Origin of the sequence: Pseudomonas sp. B22129, assembly GCF_044218875.1 — a bacterium.
Lineage (GTDB): Bacteria > Pseudomonadota > Gammaproteobacteria > Pseudomonadales > Pseudomonadaceae > Aquipseudomonas.
Genome location: NZ_CP162592.1, coordinates 3768750 through 3792840 on the forward strand (window position 1 = coordinate 3768750; position 24091 = coordinate 3792840).

Consider the following 24091-nt stretch of genomic DNA (forward strand, 5'->3'; position numbering starts at 1 on the left):
TCTCAGCTTGCAGGTGTGGTGGCTGACACGCTGCTATCGCAGGCAAGCCAGCTCCCACAGGGTTTACCGAGTTTCGTCATTGAGGAATGGGGTGTTTATGAGTGTCAATTTTAAAGACCTGCCGGTGGTGCGCGGCGAGACCGTCGAAATCCGCCCCAACCGCCACCTGAGCATCGCCCACCACCCGGGCACCACCCAGGCCGGCACCGTGGTGTTCTTCTGCCACGGTGCCGGCGGCAACAAGGACCAATGGCGCCTGCAATGGCAAGCCCTGCAAGCGCAGGGCTACAGCCTGGTGGCGTGGGACCTGCTGGGCCATGGTGCCAGCGCCAAGCCTCGCAAGGCGTCAGCGTATGAATGGTCGGAACTGGTAGCCGACTACGGGGCGATCCTGCAGCGTTACGCCGGGTCACGTAACCTGATCGTGGCGCACTCTTTCGGCACGGGCTTGACGCTCAGCACCTTGCTGAAGAGGCCCGCAGCACCTGTCGAAGCGGTGCTGTTGTTGGGCACGCTGCTGCATCGCCCGGCTGCCAGCGGCGGCTTGTTGTCGTTACCCGCGTGGATTCTGGAATGGCTGCGCCCGCTCCTGGCGAAGGGGTTTCGCGAGCGTGCCTGGCATTCCACGGCGGACCCGGCGCTGGTGGCCTATGAAGAAAAACTCACCGAACGCAACCCGCTGTACATGTTCAAGGCGTTGATGAAAAACGCCAGTTGGCCTGACGCTGGGCAGATTCCGGGCCTGACATTGCCCATCAGCATTCTGGCCGGTGACAGCGACGGTCTGACCCCCGCCAGCGCAGGGCAGGCGTTGGCCGAGCGGTTGCCAAACGCGCGGTTCCAGGTGCTTGCGCAATGCGGCCACCAACTGATGCTGGAGAAACCCGAGGCGGTGCTTAAAGCGTTCAGCGCACTGACGGAATAAACCCGTGCCCTGATGTGTTGTATTGGCTCATTGTTCCGTTTTCGAGATTTGCCATGAGCAACACCACCGAGCCCCTGGTCCGCATCCGTGACCTGAGCAAGACCTTCGGCACCGTGCAGGCGCTGGATCAGGTCGACCTGGATATTTACCCCGGAGAAGGTGTGGCCTTGCTCGGGGCCAGTGGTGCGGGCAAATCGACCCTGGTGAAAATCCTCGGCGGCCGGTTGGCGGCGCAGGGCGGAGATGTCTGGGTTGACGGCCAGCGGCAGCGCTTTACCTCGCCGTTGTCGGCGCGGCGCGTGGGCATTGTCGCAGTGCATCAGCGCCCCGACGAAGGCATCGCCCCCGGCCTGAGTGTGGCCGAGAACCTGTTGCTCGATGAGCTGTGCCTGCCGGGCGCGGATTTCCTGCTCAACCGCAAAAACCTGTTGCTGCGCGCCGAAGCCATCGCCGCCGTGTTGGGCCTGGACCTGCCGTTGCAACACCCGGTAGAACGCCTGGGCCAATCGGACCGACAGCTACTGGTGCTGGCCCGGGCGTTCGCTTTACAGCCACGGCTGTTGATGCTCGACGAGCCGACCGCGGCCCTGTCGGACACGGATGCCGAGCGCCTGCTGGGGCTGATCGATCGGCAACGCAATCGCGGCATGGCCGTGCTGTGCATTTCGCAGCGGGTCGCCGATTTGCAGCGGGTGACGAGCCGGGCGGTGGTGCTGCATGAGGGCCGGCTGGGCTTTAACCGCCAGCGCGCCAAGGCGCAGGCTGTCAGCGCGGCGTGGGGATAAACGCCACACTCCCACCCTCACGCTTCTGAAACAACCGCTCGCCATTATCCGGCTGGGTGGTGACCACCTGATGATCGGCGCCCAGGTAGGCCAGCGGTGTCGGGTCTTCCTTGGAATACTGCGCGAGGATAATCGTGCGTTGCGGGTCGAAGTGTCGGCCGCTGGTTTTTTCCAGCCAGGCCATGAGGGCGGCGCTGTCGCCCTGGCGCGGGAAGTCTTGGGTTTCGCTGACGTAGTAGAAGGGCTTGCCGCCATTTTGCAGGTACATCGGCAGCTTGTTGTCGACTTCCACCATGACCATCTGCCAGTCGCTCCATGGCGCGGTGTGCTGCGCCTGGGTTTGTACGTCCCGGGCAAAGCGGGTCACGCCGCCGTTGCCGGTGGTCCAGGGGTAGATCACCCCCAATACCAGCAGCAATAAACCTGCGGTGAAGCCGAAGCCTTTCTGCCAGCGCGGCCAGCTCGCGGTTTTTTGCTCAAGGCGTTCGCTCAGCCACCAGGCCGCCAGCAGTTGGGCGAAGGGCACCAAGGGCAGCACGTAGTAACTGCGGCGGCTGCCACTGGCGGTGAAGAACACAAACAGCAGGCCCAGGCCCCACACCAGCCAGCGGACGTTGGGTGGCGTCTGGCGCCAGTGCCGCAGCGCCAGCCACAGGCCGAGTACCCAGCAGGGCGCCCACGGCAAGGTGTAGGCGGGCAGGTAGATCAGGTAGGTGTAGATCGGCCCCATGTGGTCGAAGGGGTCGAAAAAGCGTACGACGTTTTCTTTGAACACCAGCGCCAGGCCGCTTTCACCGTAGCTCGGCGCGCCGTAAAAATGCGACAGCACGAAGGGGATCGCGTAGAACGCCGCCGCGATCAGCACGGCCAGCAGCAGGCGCAGGTTGAGGTGGCGTTTATAGCGGTGCTCGCTGAGCAGGTGCGGCAGCAACACCAGGCCTGGCAGCACGAAACCGATCAAGCCTTTGAACAGCGAGGTCGCCGCCAGCAACAGGAAAAACACCGTGTAACGGCCCAGCCGTGTGTCGTCCGGCCCGCGCCAGTACCACCACACGGACGCCAGCACGCCGCACACGGTCAGCACGTCAGCCGTGGCCACTCGCGCCCAGAACAGGAAGTAGAAGCTGGTGGCGAGCATCCAGCCGGCAATCAGCCCGGTGCCTTTGCGGAACAGGCGCTCGCCGATCAGGTACACCAGCCAGATGCTCAGCCACGCCGCGATCACCGACGACAGGCGCAGTGACCACGGGCCGAGCCCACCCATCAGGTTGGCTGCGCCTGTGATCAGCCAATAGGAGGGGAGCGGTTTGTCGTAGTACGGCGCGCCCTTGAGGTAGGGGTCGAAGTAGTCACCGCTTTGCAGCATTTGCAGGGCGATATTGGCCCAGCGGGTTTCCGGCCCCCACAAGTCGCGGCTGCCCAGGCCCAGCAGCAGGAGAAGCGCCGAGACGCCCAGCAGCAACACCAATGCGCCACGTTCGGTTTTCCAGTAGCTCATTGGGGTTTTCCTGTGGCAAGCCAGACGTTAAGGAAGCTGCGGGTAAATGATCATGAGCATGGGGCCCTTGCGGTAGCGCTTGCCGCCCGGGGGCAGTTGCCCTTCTTCACGGTGTTCGCTAGTGCTGCGCACGCGCATCAACACGCCGACCGAGCCCTGTTTGCGTGCCTCGCTGAGCCAGGGCTGGACATTGTCCAGGGTAACCTTGCGATGGGCGGAGTCCGCGTATTTAAGGCCATAGCGCAATTCGCCTTCGGTGTCGTAAAGCGCCACTTCGGGCCGGCGCAGGCGCCAGGACAATGCCGACGCCGTGCCCAACTCGTTGCTGATCAAAGCATTGGTTTGTTGCAATTCATCCAGATGCTCCAGCACAAACTGGTCGGGCATTTCGGTATCGGTGATTTCCTCCGGCATGCCCGCCGGCAGCAGGGCCACCAGCACGCCGATGGCCAGTGCCGGCATTGCCCACAGTGTGAGTGGCCGCGACACCTGCAACAGGTTGGCGAGGATCCAGCCCAGCAGCACGATAAAGCTCAGGGACAGGCTGAACATCTCCGCGTGGCTGTTGCTGTACATCGGGTTGTCGACCTGCAGATAAATCAGGGCTGCCATCGCGCCTGTGCCGATGACCAGGTTCAACAGGCCGTTGGCGCGCAGGGTGCGTGTCTTGCCGCGGTTGATCAGGTCGATCAGCGTGTGGCCCATCAGCAACGCCAACGGCAACAGGCAGGGCATGATGTAGGTTGGCAGCTTGCCGCGGCTCATGCTGAAAAAGGCCAGGGGCAGCAGCAGCCACAGGGCGAGAAAACCAATCGATGGCTGGGCTTTGTCTTTCCAGGCCTTGAGCAGGGTGGCCGGCAACAGCGCGGCCCACGGCAGGCACGCCACCACCATGATCGGCAGGAAGAACCACCAGGCCCTGGCGTGTTGCGCATTGTCGGAGGAGAAGCGCCGAATGTGCTCGTGCCAGAAGAAGAAACGCCAGTAGTCCGGTTCCTGCAGGTGCACCGCCCACACCCAGGGCAGGCACACCAGCGCGGCGACCAGGATCGCCAGCGGGCCATGGCGCAATAACTCGCCCAGGCGTCGTTGCCAGGCCATGTACGGTACGGCGATCAATACGGGCAACAGCCACGCCAGAAAACCCTTGGTCAAAAAGCCCATGCCGCAGGCAAACCCCAGCAGTGCCCAGGCGCCCAACCGATGCTTGGGTGTGCGCCCGTCGAGGGCAAACCACAGCGCGACCAGGCTGAGGTTGACCCAAAAGGTGAATTGCGGGTCGAGGTTGGAATACCCGGCTTGCCCGGCCACCAGACCAAAGCTCATGTAGAGCAGGGCGCTGGCAAAACTTTTGCGCGGGTCGTTCCACAGGCGCCGTGCGATGAGGTAAGCCAACAGCACGCTAAGGCCCGTGGTCAGGGCCGAGGCGATGCGCACCCCGAACAGGTTTTCGCCAAACACGGCCTGGCCGAGGGCAATCAGCCAATAGCCGGCAGCCGGTTTTTCGAAGTAGCGAATGCCCATGAAATGCGGGCTGACCCAGTTGCCGCTCAGCAGCATTTCCTGGCTGATCTGGGCGTAGCGGGTTTCATCGGGGATCCATAAACCGTGCAGGCCCATGGGCAGTAGATAAAACACCACGAAGGCCAATAACAACAAATGCAGGGGTTTGATACGGGTCATGAAAACGTCGCTCCTTGACGTTCAATGGCGGGAAATGTGTGGAGTAAAGTAATAGAAGAGAAAGTCACAAAGTTCACTAAGTCGCTGAAATTATTCATGACGCCGCCAAATAACGCGCGCAGTTAAACATGCCAGAAGAGGCCTGTCGTTTTGCTGAACATGAAAGAAAGTATAGGTAAAAAAGTGTCTAGAGCTTCTTCAGAACTGCCAGCCAGGCCTGGCTGTTCATGAGGCCCAGGGTCTCGAACTTGCCGTTGGGCAGTACGCGCACAAACAAGGCGCTGCCGTAGTGGGGGAAGTCGGCGCGAGGGTAGCCCAGGGCGCTTTCGAAGTCGGCGATGCAGCCGCTGTGGGTCACGAATACCAGGTTGCGCCCGGTCTGTTTGCGGCTGAGCAATTCCTCGCCCATGGCCGCGCCGCAAATGGCTTGCTGGCCGGACGTCAACTCAGCGTTGCCGAACATCGCGTGGGCAGTCTGGGCCGTGCGAACCGCGGGGCTGGCGAGTACATCGCTGTTCTGCATGCCCAGTGCCTTGAAGGCTTTGCCCAACTCTTCGGCGCGTTCGCTGCCGACGATTGTGAGGCCTTCCGGCGGGCCGAGGCAGGGGTTGGTGGAGCGATCGCAGCGCTCTTCGTGGCGCACCAGAACGATCAGGTCGCCATCGCGCCAGGTGGGCAATACTTTGGATGTGAGCAGGCGATTGCCCACGCCGAGGTCACGCGGCGATGACGGCCAGAATATGTAACCGGTCAGCAGTAAACCGACCACGGCAACGCCTGCGCCCCACTTTCGTAATCGCTTGATAGTGGCGCGGCGCGAGCGCGGTTTGGTCAGGGTAAGGTCAACCACATCATTCACCATGGGCACTGTTGCAATGTTGTATTAATTAGGCGCAACGCATTTACGGATACCCGTAGTTGTGCGAGAGCCTGTCACAGGGCTGCTGTCTTTTCGCTGAACATCCAGCGGTTAAAAGTTGCCGGGCGCGGCAACTAAAAAGTTGCCGTTTATCAGCACATGGCGGGCAATTTAGAGAGGCGGGGGTGGGCAGGCAGTGAAATCCATGTGAAAAATTTGCGTAGGGCCGTCGGTGAGCCGTTATTCTCGTTTGCAGTCCTTCAAGCGAGCGTTCTTATGTTGCAGGTGCAAGGTGTTCTGAAGCGTTACGCCACCCCCCAAGGGCCGCTGGTGGTTCTGGCAGGTGTGGACTTGCACCTGGGTGAGCGCAGCAGCCTGGCGCTGATGGGCGAGTCGGGCAGTGGCAAAAGCACGTTGCTGCATTTGGTCGCTGGCCTGGACCGCGTGGACGGCGGCCGCATCCAGGTGGGTGAACAGCGCCTGGACCAACTCAACGAGGCGCAACTGGCCCATTGGCGTCGAACCGAAATCGGCCTGGTGTTCCAGCAATTCAACCTGATCGGCAGTTTGCGCGTGGAAGACAACCTGGCCTTCCAGGCTCGTCTGGCCGGGCGTTTTGACCCGCAATGGCAAGCCGAATTGGTGGCGCGCCTGGGCCTGGGCGACTTGCTCAAGCGCTATCCCGAACAGCTCTCCGGCGGCCAGCAACAACGGGTGGCGGTGGGGCGCGCGCTGGCCTCGCGGCCCGGCTTGCTGTTGGCCGACGAGCCCACCGGCAATCTCGACGAAGCCACCAGTGATGAAGTGCTGCAGTTGATGCTCGACCTGCTGCGCGACAGCCCGACCAGTTTGTTGATGGTCACCCACAGCCCGCGCATTGCCGCGCGCCTGGATCAGCAGGTGGTGCTGCATCGCGGGCGTGTCGTGCCTGCGGACGCGCGCTGAAATGGCCGTATTTTACTGGGCGTTGCGCGCACTGCTGAGCCACTGGCGGCGCCATCCCGTGCAGTTTTTCAGCGTGTTGACCGGCCTGTGGCTGGCCACCGCGTTATTGACCGGCGTGCAAGCTCTCAACAGCCAGGCGCGGGAGAGTTACGCGCGCGCCAGCCAACTGATCGGAGGTGAACCCCAGGCCAGTTTGAGCGCGCCGGATGGCGCGGCGTTCCCGCAAGCGCTGTTTGCTCAACTGCGCCGCGCGGGCTGGCCGGTGTCGCCGGTGGTGCAGGGGCGTTTGCTGCTCAAGGGGCATGAGGACCAGCGCCTGCAATTGATGGGGATCGACCCGTTGTCGTTGCCCGGCAGTGGGGTGGTGGCGGGGCAACGTTTGAGCCAGGCGCAAATGCTCGCGTTTTTCGAACCGCCGGGGCGCACCTGGATTGCTCCGCAAACCTTGCAGGCACTCGGGCTGCACGAAGGTGAGCAACCCCTGACCGCCAGCGGGCAGGCGTTGCCGCCCTTGCAGGCTCAACAGGACATGGCCCCTGGCATGCTGTTGACGGACATCGGTTTTGCCCAACCCTTGCTGGCAATGCCCGGCCAGCTGTCGCGCCTGCTGCTGGACAAGGCCTTCGCCGTTTCGCATTCCACGCCACCGGTGGCACTGCAACTCAAACGCAGCGAAGACAACAACCTCGCGCGCCTCACCGAAAGCTTTCACCTGAACCTCGATGCCCTGGGTTTTCTGTCGTTTGTGGTGGGCTTGTTTATCGTCCATGCCGCCATCGGCCTGGCGCTGGAACAGCGACGCGGGTTGCTGCGGACCTTGCGTGCCTGTGGGGTGAGTGCACGCATGCTGATCCTCAGCCTGGGTGTCGAGCTCGGCGCGTTGTCGTTGTTGGGCGGTGTGCTGGGTGTTGCCAGTGGTTACTTGCTGGCCAGTGTGTTGCTGCCTGACGTGGCCGCCAGCTTGCGCGGTTTGTACGGCGCCGAAGTGCCGGGGCAACTGAGCCTCAGCCCCTGGTGGTGGCTGGCGGGTTTGGGCTTGAGTTTGCTCGGCGCACTGCTCGCCGGTGCCAGCAGCTTGTGGCGGGCGGCGCGTTTGCCGTTGCTGGCGCTGGCCAACGCCCAGGCCTGGCATGAGGCCCATGGGCGCTGGCTGCGACGCCAGGCCTGGGTCGCTGCGACGGCGCTGGTGATCGGGTTGCTGGCGCTGTGGCTGGGTGACAGCCTGGCCGCCGGTTTTGTGCTGATGGCCGCCTTGCTGTTGGGCGCTGCGCTGGGTTTGCCGGTGGTGCTCAACGGTTTATTAAAGGCCGTGCTGGGGCGCAGCCGCTCCGTGCTGGGCCAATGGTTTCTTGCCGATTGCCGCCAGCAGTTGCCGGCCCTGAGCCTGGCGCTGATGGCCTTGCTGCTGGCGCTGGCGGCGAATATCGGCGCGGGCTCCATGACTTCGGGCTTTCGCCAGACCTTTAATAACTGGCTGGAACAACGCCTGACCGCCGAGCTGTATGTCAACCCGCAGAATCCGGCCCAGGCCGAGCAATTGTCGACATGGTTGGCGCAGCAACCGCTGGTACAAACCGTGCTGCCCGCCTGGGAGGTCTCGTTGCAATTGCAGGGTTGGCCGGCCGATCTATTTGGCGTGATCGACGACCCCACGTATCACCAGCACTGGCCCTTGCTGGAGGCGGCCAGCGAGCCGTGGAAACAGTTGCTCAACGGCGACAGCGTGATGCTCAGTGAGCAAATCGCCAGGCGCCTGAATGTTCACTTGGGCGACGCGGTAAACATTCCTGCGCCTCAGGGCGTTTGGTCGCCTCGAGTTGTGGCGATTTATGCCGACTATGGCAACCCGAAGGGCCATTTGATCGTCAACTATCGGCACCTGTTGGCGCATTGGCCAACGTTGTCACCGGTGCGTTTCAACCTGCGCGTGCTGCCGCAGAATGTGCCTGCGTTGGTGCGTGAAATGCAGCACGCCTTCGCCCTGGAAGACAGCCGCATCGTCGACCAACAGCAGCTCAAGGGCTGGTCGAGCCAGGTGTTCGAGCGCACCTTCGCGGCCACCGCTGCGCTGAATAGCCTGACTCTCGGTGTGGCGGGTGTGGCACTGTTTATCAGCCTGCTGACCCAGAGCCAAAGCCGCCTCGGCCAGCTCGCACCGCTGTGGGCGCTGGGCGTTACCCGACGGCAACTGATGCTGCTCAACCTGGGCCAGACGTGGCTGCTGGCCGTGCTCACCTTGATTCTCGCGTTACCGCTCGGCCTGCTGCTGGCGTGGAGCCTGGACGCGGTGATCAATGTGCAGGCGTTTGGCTGGCGCCTGCCGCTGCAGGTGTTCCCGTGGCAGCTGGCGCAATTGTTGGGCCTGGCCATGCTCGCCACCTTGCTGGCCTCGGCCTGGCCGCTGTGGCAGTTGTACCGCAGCCGCCCGGCAGATTTGTTGAGGACCTTTGCCCATGAAGATTAAAGCGCTGTTGTGCGCCGCGCTGTTGCTGCTCAGTGCATGCGACAAGGCGCCTGCGCCCGAAGAGAGCTTTGCCGGGCTGGGCAGCGATGCGGCGGACTTTGCCCAGGTGGTGCCGGGCAAGGTGTTCAGCTTTCCCGAAGACCACGGCCCGCACGACGGCTTTCGCATCGAGTGGTGGTACGTCACCGCGAACCTCAAGGATGCCCAGGGCAATGTGTTCGGCGTGCAATGGACCCTGTTTCGCAACGCGTTGAAAGCCGGGCCTGTGCAGCCGGGCTGGCACGACTCGACCGTGTGGCTCGGCCACGCCGCCGTCACCTCGGCCAGCCGGCATTACGCGGCGGAACGCTTCGCCCGAGGTGGCGTGGGGCAGGCGGGGGCCCAGGCGATGCCGTTCAACGCCTGGATCGACGACTGGAATTTCGCCACCCGCCCTGGCGCCGCAAGCCCCTTGGCGGACATGCAGCTCAAGGCGGGCGGGGCGCAATTCGCCTACGACCTGCACCTGACATCAAGCCGGCCGCTGGTGCTGCAAGGCGATAACGGCTACAGCCGAAAGTCCGATCAGGGGCAGGCGTCTTACTACTACAGCCAGCCGTTTTTCACCGCCGAAGGCAGTGTCAGCATCGACGGCAAAACGTACGAGGTCAGCGGCTCGGCCTGGCTCGACCGCGAATGGAGCAGCCAACCGCTGGCGGCCAGCCAGACCGGTTGGGACTGGTTCTCCCTGCACCTGGACCGTGGTGAACAATTGATGCTGTTTCGCGTACGGCAAACCGACGGCGCGGGTTACCTGACCGGCACCTGGATCGACAAGGAAGGCCACACCGAAACCCTGCACAATGCCGATATCCAGCTTGCGCCACTGGCAACTACCGACATTGACGGGCGCCACATTCCTACACGTTGGTCGCTGAAAATTCCTGGCAAGCAGCTGGATATCACCACCGAAGCCGTCAACCCGAAAGCGTGGATGAACCTGAGCATTCCCTACTGGGAAGGGCCAGTGAAGTTTGACGGTGGGGTGGGGTATCTGGAAATGACCGGGTACTGACGCCATGCAACGGATTGTGGCCAGCACCCTGAAGTAAAAGATGAACACATGTCCCTGTGGCGAGCGGGCTTGCCCCGCGTTGGGCTGCGAAGCAGCCCCCATAACAGCCACCGCGTTTTGCCTGACACTCTGGAGCCAGCCTTAATGGGCTGCTACGCAGCCCAACGCGGGGCTTTTGTCACTCACGCGCCAGCGCCAACCTCAACGGTAGCCTCGCCATGCTCGTGCTTTTCAGCGAGCCCAGGTACAGCCAGTCGCCATATTCGCGGGCGGTGGTGATGGGCGAGTAATTCCCTGCGCTGCCGTCCTGCAGGTTGGCGATGACGTTGCCTTCGGTGTCCAGCCCGAGCACGAAGGCTTTGCGTTCGATGGGCTTGGGCACCACCATCAGCGCCCGAACCATCACCTTGCGCAACAGGGGGTAGCCGGCGAAGCCATCCAGCAATGGGTTGCGCGGTGAATACAGGGCCACCCAGAAGCGGTCGCGGCCGTTGAAACTGAGGTTGTCCGGCAGGCCGGGCAGGTTGTCGATAAACAGGTCGTGGTGGCCGGCGCGCTCGCCTTTGAGCCAATAGCGGCTGATGCGGTAGGCACCGGTTTCATTCACCAGCACGTAGTTTTCGTCCGGGCCCAGCGCCACGCCGTTGGCGAATTGCAAATGCTCTAGCAGCACCTCGGTGGTGCCCTTGCTGAAGTCATAGCGCAGCAGCCGGCCATCGCCGCCGTGCTCGATCACGGCCTCGCCATCCTGCCCGTAGCCCCAGCGGCTGGAGGCGTCGCTGAAATACGCGTAGCGCCCGCTGGCATCCACGGTGACATCGTCAGTGAAACCGAAAGGCACGCCGTTCGCGCCGGTGCTCAGGGTGATGAGCTGGCGGTTGGCGTCCAGGGCCAGCAGGCCTTTGACGCCGTCGGCGATGATCAAGCGCCCGTCCGGGTGCCGCGCCATGCCGAGCGGGCGCCCGCCGGTGTTGGTCAGCACTTCGAGGGTGTGGCTGTCAGGCGAGGTGCGGATGATGCGCCCGTCCTGCAGCCCGCTGATCAGAAAGCCCTGAGCATCCAGCAACAGAGCTTCGGGCCCGGCGATGCCCTGGGCGCCGATTTTTTGTATGTCTTTGAGGCGGTGGTTTTCAGCGTATGGGCCGTCTTTCATCGAGGGGGCTTTGGGGGGCGCCCAGTTCACTGGCTGGACTTTGGTCGGCATCAACAGCAGAAAGGCGATCACGGCGAGAAACAGCACAAAGAGTAAATGGCGTAATTTTTTGGGGCGGGTATTCATGACGACTTCCGGTTGTCGTGGGCGTTCGGTTCCCAGTGCAGGGTGCCGAATAGGTAGTCCATCAGGGGCAGGACGATATTGAAGTTGCGCCCCTGCATCAGCTCGCGGCGGTGGTGCAGGGCGTGCAGGTGGTGCATCTGGCGAATCCACGGCAGGCGTGCCACTGGGTGAGCTGCGGGCAGGTGTTCGCAGGCGTGGAAGGTTTCGTAGAGCAGGTAGCCGAGGATCATGCACCCGGCGAACAGCCCGGCCACGTTGGGGCTTAGCTGTTTGAGCAGCCACCAGGCGGGGAGGGTGATGGCCAGGCTGTGCAACACGATGAGCCAGGCGGGGAACAGGATCACGCGCCAGTCGCGGGGGCTGTCGAAGGTCATGTGGCCGGGGGTGAAGAAGCTGTGGTGGTCGCCGGTGTGGCGCGCATAGAACAACCGGCCGAGGGTGTGTTTGTGATGGCCGAGGTGGCGGTGCACGAGGTAGATGCACAGGTTGAAGAAGATCAGGGTCAGGGGGACTGTGAACCACTGGAGTGGGGTGATGTTTTCGGTGCAAGACCAGGCCAGGGTGATGCAGGTGATGCCGTAGGCGAACACGAATGTGGCGTGGAGCCAAGGGTTGTAGCGCGATGACACATTTGCGCGGTAGTGGGCGCGGAAGGTCTCGGTTGGATGGACCATGGTGGAACACTCAGTGTTTTTTTGTTGGAGGGTGAGCTTAGTTGGCGGTGGAAAATGTGCGAGTTTTTGCGTCATGCACGTATCAACTGCGGGAGCTGGCTTGCTCGCGAAGAAGGCATGTCAGCCGCTGCATAGGGCGACTGGATGACCGTCTTCGCGAGCAAGCCCGCTCCCACATTCGACCGCGACCGACCAACGGCCTCTTGCACGGGCTGAATTTCCTTGTTAGCTTCTGACAAAATGTTATCGATAACATTTGCTCTAAAAATAAAAACAAAACAGAGACCCACGCCATGAAAATGCTCCCGAAAACCCTGTGTTTACTGGCCGTCAGCATCACCCTCGGCACTCAAGCTTTCGCCGACACCCCCAAGCCCATCCGCATCGGCGCCTCGTTCCAGGAAATCAACAACCCCTATTTCGTCACCATGAAAAACGCCCTGGAAGAAGCCGGCGCGACCATCGGCGCGAAACTGATCATCACCGATGCCCGCCACGATGTGTCCAAGCAAGTCAGCGACGTCGAGGACATGCTGCAAAAGGGCATCGACATCTTGCTGATCAACCCCACCGACTCGGTCGGCGTGCAATCGGCCGTCAAATCCGCCCACGCCGCAGGTGTGGTCGTGGTTGCCGTAGACGCCCAGGCCGACGGCCCGCTGGATTCCTTCGTCGGTTCGAAAAACTTCGACGCCGGCTTCCAGGCCTGTGAGTACCTGGCCAAGAACATCGGCGACAAAGGCAACATCGCCATTCTCGATGGCATCGCGGTGGTGCCGATTCTGGAACGTGTGCGCGGTTGCAAAGAGGCCGTGGCCAAGCACCCGGACATCAAGATTGTCAGCGTCCAGAACGGCAAGCAGGAACGTGACCAGGCGCTCACCGTCACCGAAAACATGCTGCAGGCCCAACCGACCCTCAAGGGTATTTTCAGCGTGAATGACAACGGCTCACTCGGCGCGTTGTCGGCCATCGAAGCCAGCGGCCTGGACGTGAAACTGGTCAGCGTCGACGGCGCGCCGGAAGCGATCAAGGCGATCCAGAAACCGGGCAGCAAGTTCATCGCCACCTCGGCGCAATACCCGCGCGACCAGATCCGCCTGGCCCTCGGTATCGCCCTGGCCAAGAAGTGGGGCTCACAAGTACCCGCCACGATTCCGGTGGACATCACCTTGATCGACCAGGCCAAGGCCAAGGATTTCAGCTGGTAAATCACCTGGGCCCCACGAAAATCGTGGGGCTTGAGGTTTCCTTCTGAATACGGGGTCGGCGGTATGAGCAGTCTTCTGAAGCTGGAAAATATCTGTAAGCGGTACCCGGGCGTACAGGCCCTCAAGTCCATCAACCTGCAAGTGGAACGCGGCGAAATTCACGCGTTGCTCGGGGAGAATGGCGCGGGCAAATCGACCTTGATGAAAATCCTCGGCGGCGTCGAGCATCAGGACGAAGGCCGGATCCTGATCGATGGCCAGGCGCAGCAATTCGCGACGTACCGCGATGCGATTGCCGCCGGCATCGGCATTGTGTTCCAGGAGTTCAGCCTGATTCCCTACCTCACGGCGGTGGAAAACATCTTCCTCGGCCATGAGCTGAGCAACCGCTTCGGCCTGTTGCGCAAGCGCGAAATGGTCGAGGCATCCGAAGCATTGTTCCAGCGCCTGGGCGTGACCATTGACCTGCAATGCGCCGTCAAGCACCTGAGCGTGGCCGAGCAGCAGTTCGTCGAAATTGCCAAGGCCCTGGCCCTGGATGCGCGCCTGCTGGTGCTCGATGAACCCACCGCCACCCTGACGCCCAGCGAAGCCGAACTGCTGTTCGACATCATGCGCGAGCTCAAGCGCCAGGGCGTGGCGGTGATTTTCATCTCGCACCACCTGGAGGAGATTTTCCAGGTGTGCGACCGCATCAGTGTGCTGCGCGATGGCGGCAATGTGGGCGTGACGGATGTGGCCGACAGTGATATCGACCGCCTCGTTGAAATGATGGTGGGCCGCCGCCTGGAACACAGTTTTCCGCCCAAACCGACTCAAGCGCGCGGCCCGTTGCTGCTGGAAGTCAAAGACATCCAGCTGGTGCGCAACGGCCCCCACAACAGCTTCCAGTTGCACAAGGGCGAAATCCTCGGTTTCGCCGGGCTGGTCGGTTCCGGCCGCACCGAACTTGCCCTGGGCATGATGGGCGCGCTGCCGTCGGTGAGCAAAGACGTCTGGCTGCGCGGCGAGAAAGTCAGCCTCGACGACCCGGCCCAGGCGCTGGCTCACGGCATCGGTTTGCTCCCGGAAAGCCGCAAGAGCGAAGGGCTGATTACCGATTTCAGCATTCGCGAAAACATCTCCCTGAACAACCTGCCCAAATACCAGAACGCCTCGGGCTTGATCGACAAGGGCCGCGAATGCGCGAGTGTCGAAGGCCTGATGAAACAGCTGTCGATCAAGGCGCCCAGTGGCGAAAGCCGGGTGTTCAACCTCAGTGGCGGCAACCAGCAGAAGGTGGTGATCGCGCGCTGGATCAACCACCACTGCGACGTGCTGGTGTTCGACGAACCCACGCGCGGCATCGACGTCGGCGCCAAGGCGCAGATCTACACGCTGATGCGCAGCCTCACCGAACAGGGCTACGCCATCATCATGATTTCTTCCGAATTGCCGGAAGTCATCGGCATGTGCGACCGCGTCGCCGTGTTCCACAAGGGCGCCATCGTCAAGGTACTTGAAGCGTCTGCCGTCAATCCTCAAGAGGTCATGCGCCATGCAACAGGGGGCTCAAGTGAATATGTCCATTAAAACCGCCGACAGCGCCCGGCTGCGCCTGAACCTGGCGCGGCTGGTGCGCTCGCCGGCGTTTTACCCCTTTGTGGGGCTGGTGGTGGTGACGCTGGTGATGATTCTCGCCAGCGACACCTTCCTGACCACCAGCAACCTGTCGAACATCGCCCGCCAGGTGTCGATCAACGCGATTATCGCGGTGGGCATGACCTGCGTGATTCTCACCGGTGGCATCGATCTGTCAGTGGGCCCGGTGATGGCGCTGTCCGGCACGCTCACGGCGGGGCTGATGGTCGCGGGCCTGCCGCCAGGCCTGGCGATAGGTGCCGGCATGCTGATCGGCGTGGCCTTCGGCATCGGCAACGGCCTGTTCGTGGCCTACCTGCACATGCCGCCGATCATCGTCACGCTGGCGACCATGGGCATCGCCCGTGGCCTGGGCCTGATGTACACCGACGGCTACCCGATTTCCGGGCTGCCGGACTGGTTTGGCTTCTTTGGCCGCCAGAGCCTGTTCGGCATTGAAGTGCCGATCCTGATCATGCTGATCACCTATTTCGCCGCCTACGTGTTGCTGCAGCACACGCGCATCGGCCGCTATATCTATGCCATCGGCGGCAATGAAGAGGCGGTGCGGTTGTCTGGCGTGCGCGCGGCGCGCTTCAAGTTGCTGGTGTATGGCATCAGCGGCCTGACCGCCGCGATTGCCGGGCTGGTACTCACGTCACGCCTGATGAGCGGCCAGCCGAATGCCGGCGTGTCGTTCGAGCTGGATGCGATTGCCGCCGTGGTACTCGGCGGCGCCTCGATTGCCGGTGGGCGCGGGGTGATTGTCGGCACTTTGCTCGGCGCCATGCTGCTCGGCGTCTTGAACAACGGACTGAACATGCTCGGGGTCTCGCCCTACGTACAGAGCGTGATCAAAGGCGGGATCATTTTGCTGGCGATCTTTATCAGCCGTCAGCGCCACAAATAAACCTCTTACAAGAACAGGACCGAAAACCATGGACAAGCACACCGAAATGCAAGCCGTCGTCTGCCACGGCCCGAAAGATTACCGCCTGCAACGCATCAGCAAACCCCAGGCGCGGCCCAATGAACTGGTGATCCGCATCGCCGCCTGCGGCATCTGTGCCAGCGACTGCAAATGCCACTCGGGCGCGGCCATGTTCTGGGGCGGCGACAACCCGTGGGTCAAGGCGCCGGTCGTGCCGGGCCACGAGTTTTTCGGCTACGTGGTGGAAGCGGGTGAGGGCGCCGAGGAGCACTTTGAGGTCAAGGTCGGCGACAAGGTGATCGCCGAGCAGATCGTGCCGTGCGGCAAGTGCCGTTTCTGCAAGTCCGGCAAGTACTGGATGTGCGAAGTGCACAACATTTTCGGCTTCCAGCGTGAGGTCGCCGAAGGCGGCATGGCCCAGTACATGCGCATTCCCAAGACCGCCATCGTGCACAAGATTCCGGAGTCGGTGTCGCTGGAAGACTCGGCGCTGGTGGAGCCGATGGCCTGCTCGATCCACACCGTCAACCGTGGCGACATCCAGCTCGATGACGTGGTGGTGATTGCCGGCGCGGGCACCCTCGGCCTGTGCATGGTGCAAGTGGCCGCGCTGAAAACGCCAAAAAAACTGGTGGTGATCGACATGGTCGACGAGCGCCTGGAATTGGCGAAAAAATTCGGTGCCGACGTGGTCATCAACCCGGCCCGTGACAACGCCCGCCAGATCATCAATGGCCTGACCGATAACTACGGCTGCGACGTCTACATCGAAACCACGGGCGTTCCGGCCGGCGTGACCCAAGGCCTGGACCTGATCCGCAAGCTTGGGCGTTTCGTCGAGTTCAGTGTGTTTGGCGCCGAGACCAGCGTCGACTGGTCGATCATCGGCGACCGCAAGGAGCTGGACGTACGCGGCGCCCACCTCGGCCCGTATTGCTACCCGATCGCCATCGACCTGTTCGAGCGCGGCCTGGTCACCTCCAAAGGCATCGTCACCCATGACTTCCCGCTGGACGACTGGGCCGAAGCCTTTGAGCTGGCCAACTCGACGAAGTCGATCAAGGTGCTGTTGAAGCCGGTAATTTGAAGATGAACTACATCATGGGTGTCGACATCGGGACCCAGAGCACCAAGGCGCTGCTGGTGGATGGTCAAGGCACGATCATCGCCCAGCACAGCCAGGGGTATCGCGTGGATACCCCGAAAGTGCGCTGGGCCGAGCAATGGCCGCAGGTCTGGCTGGACGCCGTCGAGGCGTGCGTTTTGCGCTGCATGGAAAAGGCCGGGGTTACCCGCGAGCAGGTCAAGGCGCTGTGCATCAGCAGCCTGTATGGCGGCTCGGGGATTGCGGTGGATGCGCAGATCACGCCACTGCACCCGTGCCTGATCTGGATGGACCGCCGCGCGGGTGAACAGGTCGCCTGGGTGCGGGAACATGTTGACCTTGAGCGCCTGTTCGAAATCACCGGTAACTCGGTGGACAGCTACTACGGCTTCACCAAGATGCTCTGGCTCAAACAGCATCAGCCCCAGGTGTGGGCCAACACGCGCTACTTGCTGCCGCCCAACAGCTACATCAACTGGTGCCTCACCGGTGAGTTGGCGGTGGACCATAGCAGCGCGGGCAATATCGGCGGCGTCTACGACGTGAAGGCGCGCGGTTGGTCAGCCGAAATGCTCGACGCGCTGGGCATCCCGCAGACGATGATGCCCGAGCGATTGGTGTATTCCGGCGAGGTGGTGGGCGGCTTGCAAGGCAGCTGGGCCGCGCGTCTGGGCTTGCCGGCGGGCACGCCGATTCTGGCCGGTGGCGTGGATGCGGCCATGGCGACGCTGGCAGCAGGCGTGACACAGCCGGGCAACCATGTGGCGATGATCGGCACGAGCATGTGCTGGGGCTACTTGAACCAGCACGTGGACGCGCACCATGGTTTGGTGAGCATGCCCCATGTCTACAACGGCCATCAGGACCTGTACATCTTTGGTGGCGCGATCACCGCCGGGGCCTCGGTCAGCTGGTTTCGCGAGCAGTTCTGCCAGGCTGAAGAACAACAGGCCAAAACCACCGGCCAGGACAGCCTGGTGCTGCTGGAACAGGCCGCGATGAAGATCCCGGCGGGCAGCGAAGGCGTGGTGTTCCTGCCGTATTTGATGGGGGAGCGCAGCCCGGTGTGGGACGACCGCGCCAGCGGCAGTTTTGTCGGGCTCAACCTCTACCACAGCCGCATTCACCTGTACCGCGCGGTGCTCGAAGGGGTGAGCTTTGCCCTGCGCCATAACATCGAGGCGGGCACGCGCGGTGCGCACTCGCTGGACCCGCGCCTGATTGTGGTGGGCGGCGCGAGCCATTCGGATTTGTGGATGCAGATCATCGCGGATGTGACGCGGTATCCGGTTTACACCATTGTTCAGGAGGTGGAAGCGGCACTCGGCGCGGCGTTGCTGGCGGCGCACACGGTGGGGTTGGTGAGTGACGGGGAGATGGAGAAGGGTTGGGTGCAGCTCGAACTGAGGGCGCAGCCGAAGCGCGAGAATGTGGCGGCTTATGAGCAGGCGTTTGCCGAGTATTTGAAGCTGTATCCCGCGCTGAAACTGATCATGCATAACCTGCAAACCACCTGACTCACCAAGGTCCAAATGTGGGAGCGGGCTTGCTCGCGAATGCGGTGTGTCAGTCACCTAATGTGTTACTGAAACACCGCATTCGCGAGCAAGCCCGCTCCCACAGGGAATCTTCATCGCCTATGGAAGCATGACTATGACCACCACTTTTGACTTCACCCACCAACGCATCCTCGTGACCGGCGCCAGCAGCGGCATTGGCCGCGAAATCGCTTTGCAACTGATCGCCAGCGGCGCCGAGGTCTTTGCCCTTGGCCGCGATGCTCAGGCTCTCGCTCAACTCGGCTGCCAAACGCTGTGCCTGGACATCGCCGACAGCGCCGCCCTCGATAAAGCCCTGCAAGCTCTGCCGCCCTTGCACGGCCTGGTCAACTGCGCCGGCATCTCGCGCCTGGAACCCGCCGCTGCGATCAGTGCCGAGGCGTTCGACCAGGTGATGAACGTCAACGCCCGCGCTGCTGCACAAGTCGCCAGCCGGGTCGCTGCGAAGATGATTGACGCGAAGATCGCCGGCCGCATCGTCAACGTCTCAAGCCAGGCGTCGCTGGTGGCGCTGGACGATCACCTCGGCTACTGCGCGTCCAAGGCCGCACTGGACGCAATCACCCGCGTGCAGTGCGCCGAATGGGGGCGTTTCGGGATTCGTGTCAACAGCGTCAACCCCACCGTGACGCTGACGCCGATGGCCGCGATGGCCTGGTCCGAACCGGCCAAGCGCGATCCGGCGCTGGCGGCAATTCCGCTGGGGCGTTTTGCCGAGCCGGCAGAAGTGGCGATGCCGGTGCTGTTCCTGCTCAGTGATGCCGCGAGCATGATCAGCGGCGTCAGCCTGCCCATCGATGGCGGCTACACCAGCCGCTAGCCGTTTTCCAGCTGGCCTGCGATGACCACCTTGTCCCTTGGTTTGAACGGGTCTTCGAGGCGGTCCAGCAGCAGGCGCACGGCGCTGCTTCCGGCCAAGGAGGCGTCATGCGCCACGCAGGCAATGGGCACGCCGAAGATATCGGCGAAGGGCAGGCGGTCGATGCCGCAGATGGTCAGGCTGTCATGGGCGATGTTGTGCATGCGCAGGGCCCGCAGGGCGCCGAGGGTGATCAACTGGTTGAAGCCCATGATCGCGTCCGGCGCCGAGTGTTCGGCCAGGTAATCGAGGGTGTGCAGGTAGGACGGCATCAACGTGTAGTCGCCCGCCTGCACTTCAACGTGCACCTGCGGATGCTCGGCGAGCACTTCGCGCAGGCCCTTGAGGCGCTCCACGGTAATGCGTGAATGCTCGGGGCCGGTCAGCACCAGCAGGCGCTTGAGGTTCGGGGTTTGGCGCAGCAGGTAGTGGGCGGCCTGGATGCCGCTGTGGTAATTGTCGAGCACTACGCGGCTGAACGGGCTGTCGTGGATCGTGCGGTCGAGCAGCACCACCGGGGTTTTGCCGTTGCCCAGGCGTTCCAGGTAATCGGGTTGGTAATCAGGTTCGTCAGAGACCGGTGACAGGATGATTCCCGCCACGCGGTAGCCCAGCAGAGTGTCCACGGCTTTGCTTTCCAGCTCTTCGAGTTCGTCGGTGTCCACCAGCATGATGGTGTAGCCGTGTTTTTTCGCCTCGCGGGAAATCGCCTTGATCATCTCGCTGTAGAACGGGTTGTCCACCGACGCGGTGATCACCCCGATGATCAGGCTTTCACTGCGCTTGAGCCCACGCGCGAAGGCGTTGGGCACGTAGTCCAGCTCGCGCGCCACCTCAAGGATGCGCGCCAGGGTGGCGGGCTTGACCAGGTCGGGTTTGCTCAAGGCGCGGGACACCGTGATGGTGGTCATGCCGACCCGTTTGGCGATGTCGCTGATGGTGACGGACTTTTTCTTGTTCATCGGTCAGGCTGCAAAAGGAAACACCCGCAGGCTAGCACGCGCGCGGGCGTAGAGGGCTTCAAATCAGCGGGTCCCAGCGTTGCGACCAGTCACTTTCGGCCTTGACCACGCCGCGCAGCAACTCCAGTGCCCGTTGCAATACCGCCGAATCCCGCGCCCGTGAGTACACCAGATACGTCGGGAAGCTGAACTCCGGCGCCTTGGGCACGCGTTGCATCACGCCGCTGTCCAGGTAGCTCTGCACCACGCGGGTACGGAAGTAGCCGGCGCCGCCGTTTTCCAGGATGTACTGCAAGGCCAATGGGCCGAGGTTGAAACTCAGGGCGGCGCGGGCCTTGTCGGGCAGGGCGGCGTCGTGTTGCTGACGAAAACCGGGGCCCCAATCGATATACACGTAGGGCGCCGGGTTGCTCGCCAGTTGCACCAGGATCAGCTTTTCTTCCAGCACCTGCTCCACCTGCAAGCCGGGCCAGTATTGCGGCTGGAACACCAGCGCGGCATCCAGCACACCCAGTTCCAGTTGACGCAGCAGGTAGTCACCTTCACGCACCTCGGTGCGCAGGGCATGGCCGGGGATGTGTTGGCGCAGGGCCTGGGCCCACCCCAGCATCAGCGGGTTGCACAGGCTGACTTCACCGCCGATATGCAGCACGTTGCGGTAGCCATCCGGCAGCGGCAGGTCGCGTTTTGCGGCTTCCCAGGTTTGCAGCAACTGGTTGGCGTACACCACAAAAGCCTCACCGTCCGGCGTGAGGCGTGCCCCGGCGCGGTTGCGCACGAACAGCGTGCTGCCCAACTGGCTCTCGAGGTTTTTGACCCGTGCGGTGATCGCGGTCTGGGTGACGTGCAGTTTCTCGGCCGCCGCGGCGAGGCTGCCGCAGCGGGTGATTTCGAGGAAGGTGCGTGCCAGTTCGATGTCCATGAAGCCCCCGGGGATGAATGGGGGACATTGTAATGGAATGCGGTTAAACCTGTGGGAGCTGGCTCCCACAATTGACTGCATTTCAGGTCGGGGTTTTGGGTGCTTGCAAGTGTGAGGTAGGGAATGCTTTGGCATACGCCTGGCACACCCGCAGCACCTGTTCATCGGCAAACCGCGCGCCCACCACATGCAACCCCACCGGCAACCCGTTTGCCGCCAGCCCGCAGGGCACTGAGGCGGCGGGTTGCTGGGTCAGGTTGAAAGGGTAGGTGAACGGCGTCCACTCCATCCATTCTTCCATGCCTGATCCCGGTGGCACATTGTGCCCCGCCTCAAATGCGGTGATCGGCATCATCGGCGACACCAGCACGTCGTAATGCTCATGGAACGCGGCCATCCGTGCGACCAGTGCGGCGCGGGCTTCGAGGGCGTCGTTGAAGTCGCGCAGGCTCAGTTGCTCGCCGCGTCTGGCAATGCGCAGCAGGCCGGGGTCGAGCAGGTGTTTTTGCGCATCGCTCATGGCACCCGTCAGGCGTGCGGCGCCGGCGGCCCATAAGGTGCTGAACACTTCCAGCGGGTCAGTGAAGCCCGGGTCGATCTGCTCGACGTGCGCGCCCAGTTGCACCAGGCCGTCAACCGCCTGGGCGACGACCCTGGCCACCTGCGGGTCGACGTCCACATAGCCGAACGTGGGGCTGTAGGCCACGCGCAGGCCTTTGAGGTCTGTACCCGGCGTGAGCCATGGCGCGGTGCGCGGCGCGCCGATCAGGCCGTCGCGCGCATCCGGCTGCGCCACGGTTTGCAGCATCAGCACGCTGTCTTCCACGGTGCGGGTCATGGGCCCAAGGTGCGAGAGGAGGGTCATCGAGCTGGCCGGCCACTGCGGCACATAACCGAACGTCGGCTTGATTCCGAAGGTGCCGGTAAACGCGCAGGGAATGCGGATCGAACCACCGGCATCGCTGCCCTGATGCAACACCCCCAGGTTCAATGCCGCCGCCGCACCCGCGCCGCCGGATGAACCGCCCGCGGTGGTGCGGGTGTCCCACGGGTTGCGGGTGATGCCGTACAGCGGGTTGTCGGTGACGCCTTTCCAGCCGAATTCCGGCGTGGTGGTCTTGCCCAGCAGCACCGCGCCGGCTTTGCGCATAAACGCTGAGAAGGGCGCATCGACATCCCACGGGCCTTCAGCGGAGGAGGTGCGTGAACCCTTGCGGGTAGGCATGCCGATCGTCAGCGTCAGGTCTTTGATGGAACACGGCACACCGTCCAGCGGGCCACAGGGTTGGCCTTTTAGCCAACGTTGCTCCGAGGCGCGCGCGGCATCGAGCGCGCCTTGCGGGTCCACGTGGCAATAGGCATTCACTGCCGGGTTGAAGCGCTCGATACGCAGCAAGGCATCTTCGGTGACTTCCACCGGCGACAGGCTTTTGTCGCGAAAGTGCTGCAGCAGTTGCACGGCTGTCAGTTGGCCGACCTCACTCATGCCACATCCCCCTGCGCTGCGTTGACCATGGCGCGCAGCAACACCGCGCAGCCCGCTGCGAGATCGTCCGGCGCGGCGTTTTCGATTTCGTTATGGCTGATGCCGCCTTCGCACGGCACGAAGATCATTCCGGCGGGGCCCAGTTCGGCGACGAAAATCGCGTCGTGCCCGGCGCCGCTGACAATTTCCATATGGCTTAGGCCCAAGGCCTCGGCGCCCTCGCGCACGGCGTTGACGCAGGCCGGGGCGAAGTCCAATGGCGGGAAGTCGGCCGTGGGGGTCAATTCAAAGGTCAGGCCATGTCGTTTGGCGGTGGCTTCGATCACACCGCGCACTTCATCGACCATGGCTTGCAGTTTGTCGGCATGCAGGTGGCGCAGGTCGAGGGTCATGTGCACCTGGCCTGGGATAACGTTGCGCGAACCGGGGTGCAGGCTCAGGCAACCGACGGTGCCGCAGGCGTGGGGCTGATTCTGGTGGGCGATGCGGTTGACCGCGCTGACCACCTCGGCGGCGCCGACCAGGGCGTCCTTGCGCAGGTGCATCGGCGTCGGCCCGGCGTGGGCTTCGACGCCGGTCAACGTCAGGTCGAACCACTTCTGGCCCAGGCAGCCCATGACCACGCCAATGGTGGTGGCCCTGTCTTCCAGCACCGGGCCTTGCTCAATGTGCGCTTCGAAATACGCGCCCACCGGGTGGCCCAGCACCGCGCGCGAACCGGCGTAGCCGATGCGCTGCAATTCGGCGCCGACCGACAAGCCTTGGTCGTCGAGTTTGTCGAGGGTGTCCTGCAAGTCGAACTTCCCGGCAAACACCCCGGAGCCCATCATGCACGGCGGGAAACGCGAACCTTCTTCGTTGGTCCACACCACGACTTCGATGGGGGCTTGGGTTTCGATATTCAGGTCATTCAGGGTGCGGATCACTTCCAGCCCGGCCATCACCCCGTAGCAGCCGTCGAACTTGCCGCCGGTGGGCTGGGTGTCGATATGGCTGCCGGTCATCACCGGGGGCAGGGCAGCATTGCGCCCGGCGCGGCGCGCAAAGATATTGCCGATGGCGTCGACTGTGACGCTGCACCCGGCCGCCTCGCACCAGTGCACAAACAGGTCGCGGGCCTGGCGGTCCAGGTCGGTCAGGGCCAGGCGGCACACGCCGCCTTTGACCGTGGCGCCGAGTTGGGCCAGGTCCATCAGCGATTGCCACAAGCGGTCGCGGTTGATCAGCGGGGCATTGCTCTTGAGCGGTTGCGCAAAACTATTCATCAGCA

Annotated in this window: 20 protein-coding genes; 11 read left to right on the forward strand and 9 right to left on the reverse strand. The window is 63.0% G+C overall.

The window, feature by feature from the left end; genetic code table 11:
- The first annotated feature begins 97 nt into the window (after positions 1 to 97).
- Both AB4P94_RS17450 and AB4P94_RS17455 read left to right on the forward strand, forming a co-directional pair.
- Complete coding sequence (locus tag AB4P94_RS17450) at positions 98 to 925, forward strand: alpha/beta fold hydrolase (RefSeq protein ID WP_395606619.1); 828 nt, start codon at positions 98 to 100, stop codon at positions 923 to 925.
- A 53-nt stretch (positions 926 to 978) separates the two neighbouring features.
- Positions 979 to 1710 (forward strand): ATP-binding cassette domain-containing protein, encoded by a 732-nt coding sequence (locus AB4P94_RS17455; protein WP_395606620.1) that lies wholly within the window; start codon positions 979 to 981, stop codon positions 1708 to 1710.
- Here the strand turns inward: AB4P94_RS17455 and AB4P94_RS17460 are convergent.
- The 3 genes from AB4P94_RS17460 to AB4P94_RS17470 form a co-directional block, all read right to left on the reverse strand.
- Positions 1691 to 3208 carry an ArnT family glycosyltransferase gene (locus AB4P94_RS17460; RefSeq protein ID WP_395606621.1) on the reverse strand — a complete coding sequence of 506 codons (1518 nt, stop codon included), beginning with the start codon at positions 3206 to 3208 and terminating at the stop codon, positions 1691 to 1693. The two genes, AB4P94_RS17455 and AB4P94_RS17460, sit on opposite strands and share 20 nt — an antisense overlap.
- A 27-nt stretch (positions 3209 to 3235) precedes the next feature.
- On the reverse strand, positions 3236 to 4891 hold the full coding sequence (gene arnT / locus AB4P94_RS17465) for a lipid IV(A) 4-amino-4-deoxy-L-arabinosyltransferase (protein WP_395606622.1): 1656 nt from the start codon (positions 4889 to 4891) through the stop codon (positions 3236 to 3238).
- A 187-nt stretch (positions 4892 to 5078) separates the two neighbouring features.
- Positions 5079 to 5753 (reverse strand): histidine phosphatase family protein, encoded by a 675-nt coding sequence (locus AB4P94_RS17470; protein WP_395606623.1) that lies wholly within the window; start codon positions 5751 to 5753, stop codon positions 5079 to 5081.
- A 273-nt stretch (positions 5754 to 6026) separates the two neighbouring features.
- On the opposite strand from AB4P94_RS17470, the gene AB4P94_RS17475 reads away from it, so the two are divergent.
- The 3 genes from AB4P94_RS17475 to AB4P94_RS17485 are packed head-to-tail and all read left to right on the forward strand — an operon-like array spanning position 6027 to position 10213.
- Complete coding sequence (locus AB4P94_RS17475; RefSeq protein WP_395606624.1) at positions 6027 to 6695, forward strand: ABC transporter ATP-binding protein; 669 nt, start codon at positions 6027 to 6029, stop codon at positions 6693 to 6695.
- A 1-nt stretch (position 6696) separates the two neighbouring features.
- Positions 6697 to 9159, forward strand: coding sequence for an FtsX-like permease family protein (locus tag AB4P94_RS17480; protein ID WP_395606625.1), 2463 nt, complete (start codon positions 6697 to 6699; stop codon positions 9157 to 9159).
- A complete protein-coding gene (locus AB4P94_RS17485) occupies positions 9149 to 10213 on the forward strand; it encodes a lipocalin-like domain-containing protein (protein WP_395606626.1) in 1065 nt (354 codons plus the stop codon). Before AB4P94_RS17480 ends, AB4P94_RS17485 begins: the two co-directional genes overlap by 11 nt.
- Before the next feature lie 178 nt (positions 10214 to 10391).
- Here the strand turns inward: AB4P94_RS17485 and AB4P94_RS17490 are convergent, their stop codons facing one another.
- Entirely contained in the window at positions 10392 to 11492 is a 1101-nt protein-coding gene (locus AB4P94_RS17490; RefSeq protein ID WP_395606627.1) for an SMP-30/gluconolactonase/LRE family protein, read from the reverse strand.
- The gene (locus tag AB4P94_RS17495; protein WP_395606628.1) at positions 11489 to 12166 is read right to left on the reverse strand and encodes a sterol desaturase family protein; all 678 of its coding nucleotides are present in this window, start codon (positions 12164 to 12166) and stop codon (positions 11489 to 11491) included. The genes AB4P94_RS17490 and AB4P94_RS17495 overlap by 4 nt, the downstream gene beginning before the upstream one ends.
- A 293-nt stretch (positions 12167 to 12459) precedes the next feature.
- On the opposite strand from AB4P94_RS17495, the gene AB4P94_RS17500 reads away from it, so the two are divergent.
- From AB4P94_RS17500 to AB4P94_RS17525, 6 genes are all read left to right on the forward strand, one after another.
- A complete protein-coding gene (locus AB4P94_RS17500; RefSeq protein WP_395606629.1) occupies positions 12460 to 13377 on the forward strand; it encodes a substrate-binding domain-containing protein in 918 nt (305 codons plus the stop codon).
- Between the two features lie 63 nt (positions 13378 to 13440).
- Positions 13441 to 14949 carry a sugar ABC transporter ATP-binding protein gene (locus AB4P94_RS17505; RefSeq protein WP_395606630.1) on the forward strand — a complete coding sequence of 503 codons (1509 nt, stop codon included), beginning with the start codon at positions 13441 to 13443 and terminating at the stop codon, positions 14947 to 14949.
- A complete protein-coding gene (locus tag AB4P94_RS17510) occupies positions 14915 to 15907 on the forward strand; it encodes an ABC transporter permease (RefSeq protein ID WP_395606631.1) in 993 nt (330 codons plus the stop codon). The genes AB4P94_RS17505 and AB4P94_RS17510 overlap by 35 nt, the downstream gene beginning before the upstream one ends.
- A gap of 28 nt (positions 15908 to 15935) precedes the next feature.
- A complete protein-coding gene (locus tag AB4P94_RS17515) occupies positions 15936 to 17015 on the forward strand; it encodes an alcohol dehydrogenase catalytic domain-containing protein (RefSeq protein ID WP_395606632.1) in 1080 nt (359 codons plus the stop codon).
- Between the two features lie 2 nt (positions 17016 to 17017).
- Complete coding sequence (locus AB4P94_RS17520; RefSeq protein ID WP_395606633.1) at positions 17018 to 18550, forward strand: FGGY-family carbohydrate kinase; 1533 nt, start codon at positions 17018 to 17020, stop codon at positions 18548 to 18550.
- A 136-nt stretch (positions 18551 to 18686) separates the two neighbouring features.
- Entirely contained in the window at positions 18687 to 19412 is a 726-nt protein-coding gene (locus AB4P94_RS17525; RefSeq protein ID WP_395606634.1) for an SDR family oxidoreductase, read from the forward strand.
- Here the strand turns inward: AB4P94_RS17525 and AB4P94_RS17530 are convergent.
- From AB4P94_RS17530 to AB4P94_RS17545, 4 genes are all read right to left on the reverse strand, one after another.
- Positions 19409 to 20413 (reverse strand): LacI family DNA-binding transcriptional regulator, encoded by a 1005-nt coding sequence (locus AB4P94_RS17530; protein WP_395606635.1) that lies wholly within the window; start codon positions 20411 to 20413, stop codon positions 19409 to 19411. The two genes, AB4P94_RS17525 and AB4P94_RS17530, sit on opposite strands and share 4 nt — an antisense overlap.
- A 58-nt stretch (positions 20414 to 20471) precedes the next feature.
- Complete coding sequence (locus AB4P94_RS17535; protein ID WP_395606636.1) at positions 20472 to 21335, reverse strand: LysR family transcriptional regulator; 864 nt, start codon at positions 21333 to 21335, stop codon at positions 20472 to 20474.
- Between the two features lie 82 nt (positions 21336 to 21417).
- Complete coding sequence (locus AB4P94_RS17540) at positions 21418 to 22821, reverse strand: amidase (protein WP_395606637.1); 1404 nt, start codon at positions 22819 to 22821, stop codon at positions 21418 to 21420.
- Positions 22818 to 24086, reverse strand: a complete 1269-nt coding sequence (locus AB4P94_RS17545; RefSeq protein ID WP_395606638.1) for a Zn-dependent hydrolase — start codon at positions 24084 to 24086, stop codon at positions 22818 to 22820. Before AB4P94_RS17545 ends, AB4P94_RS17540 begins: the two co-directional genes overlap by 4 nt.
- Positions 24087 to 24091 lie beyond the last annotated feature (5 nt).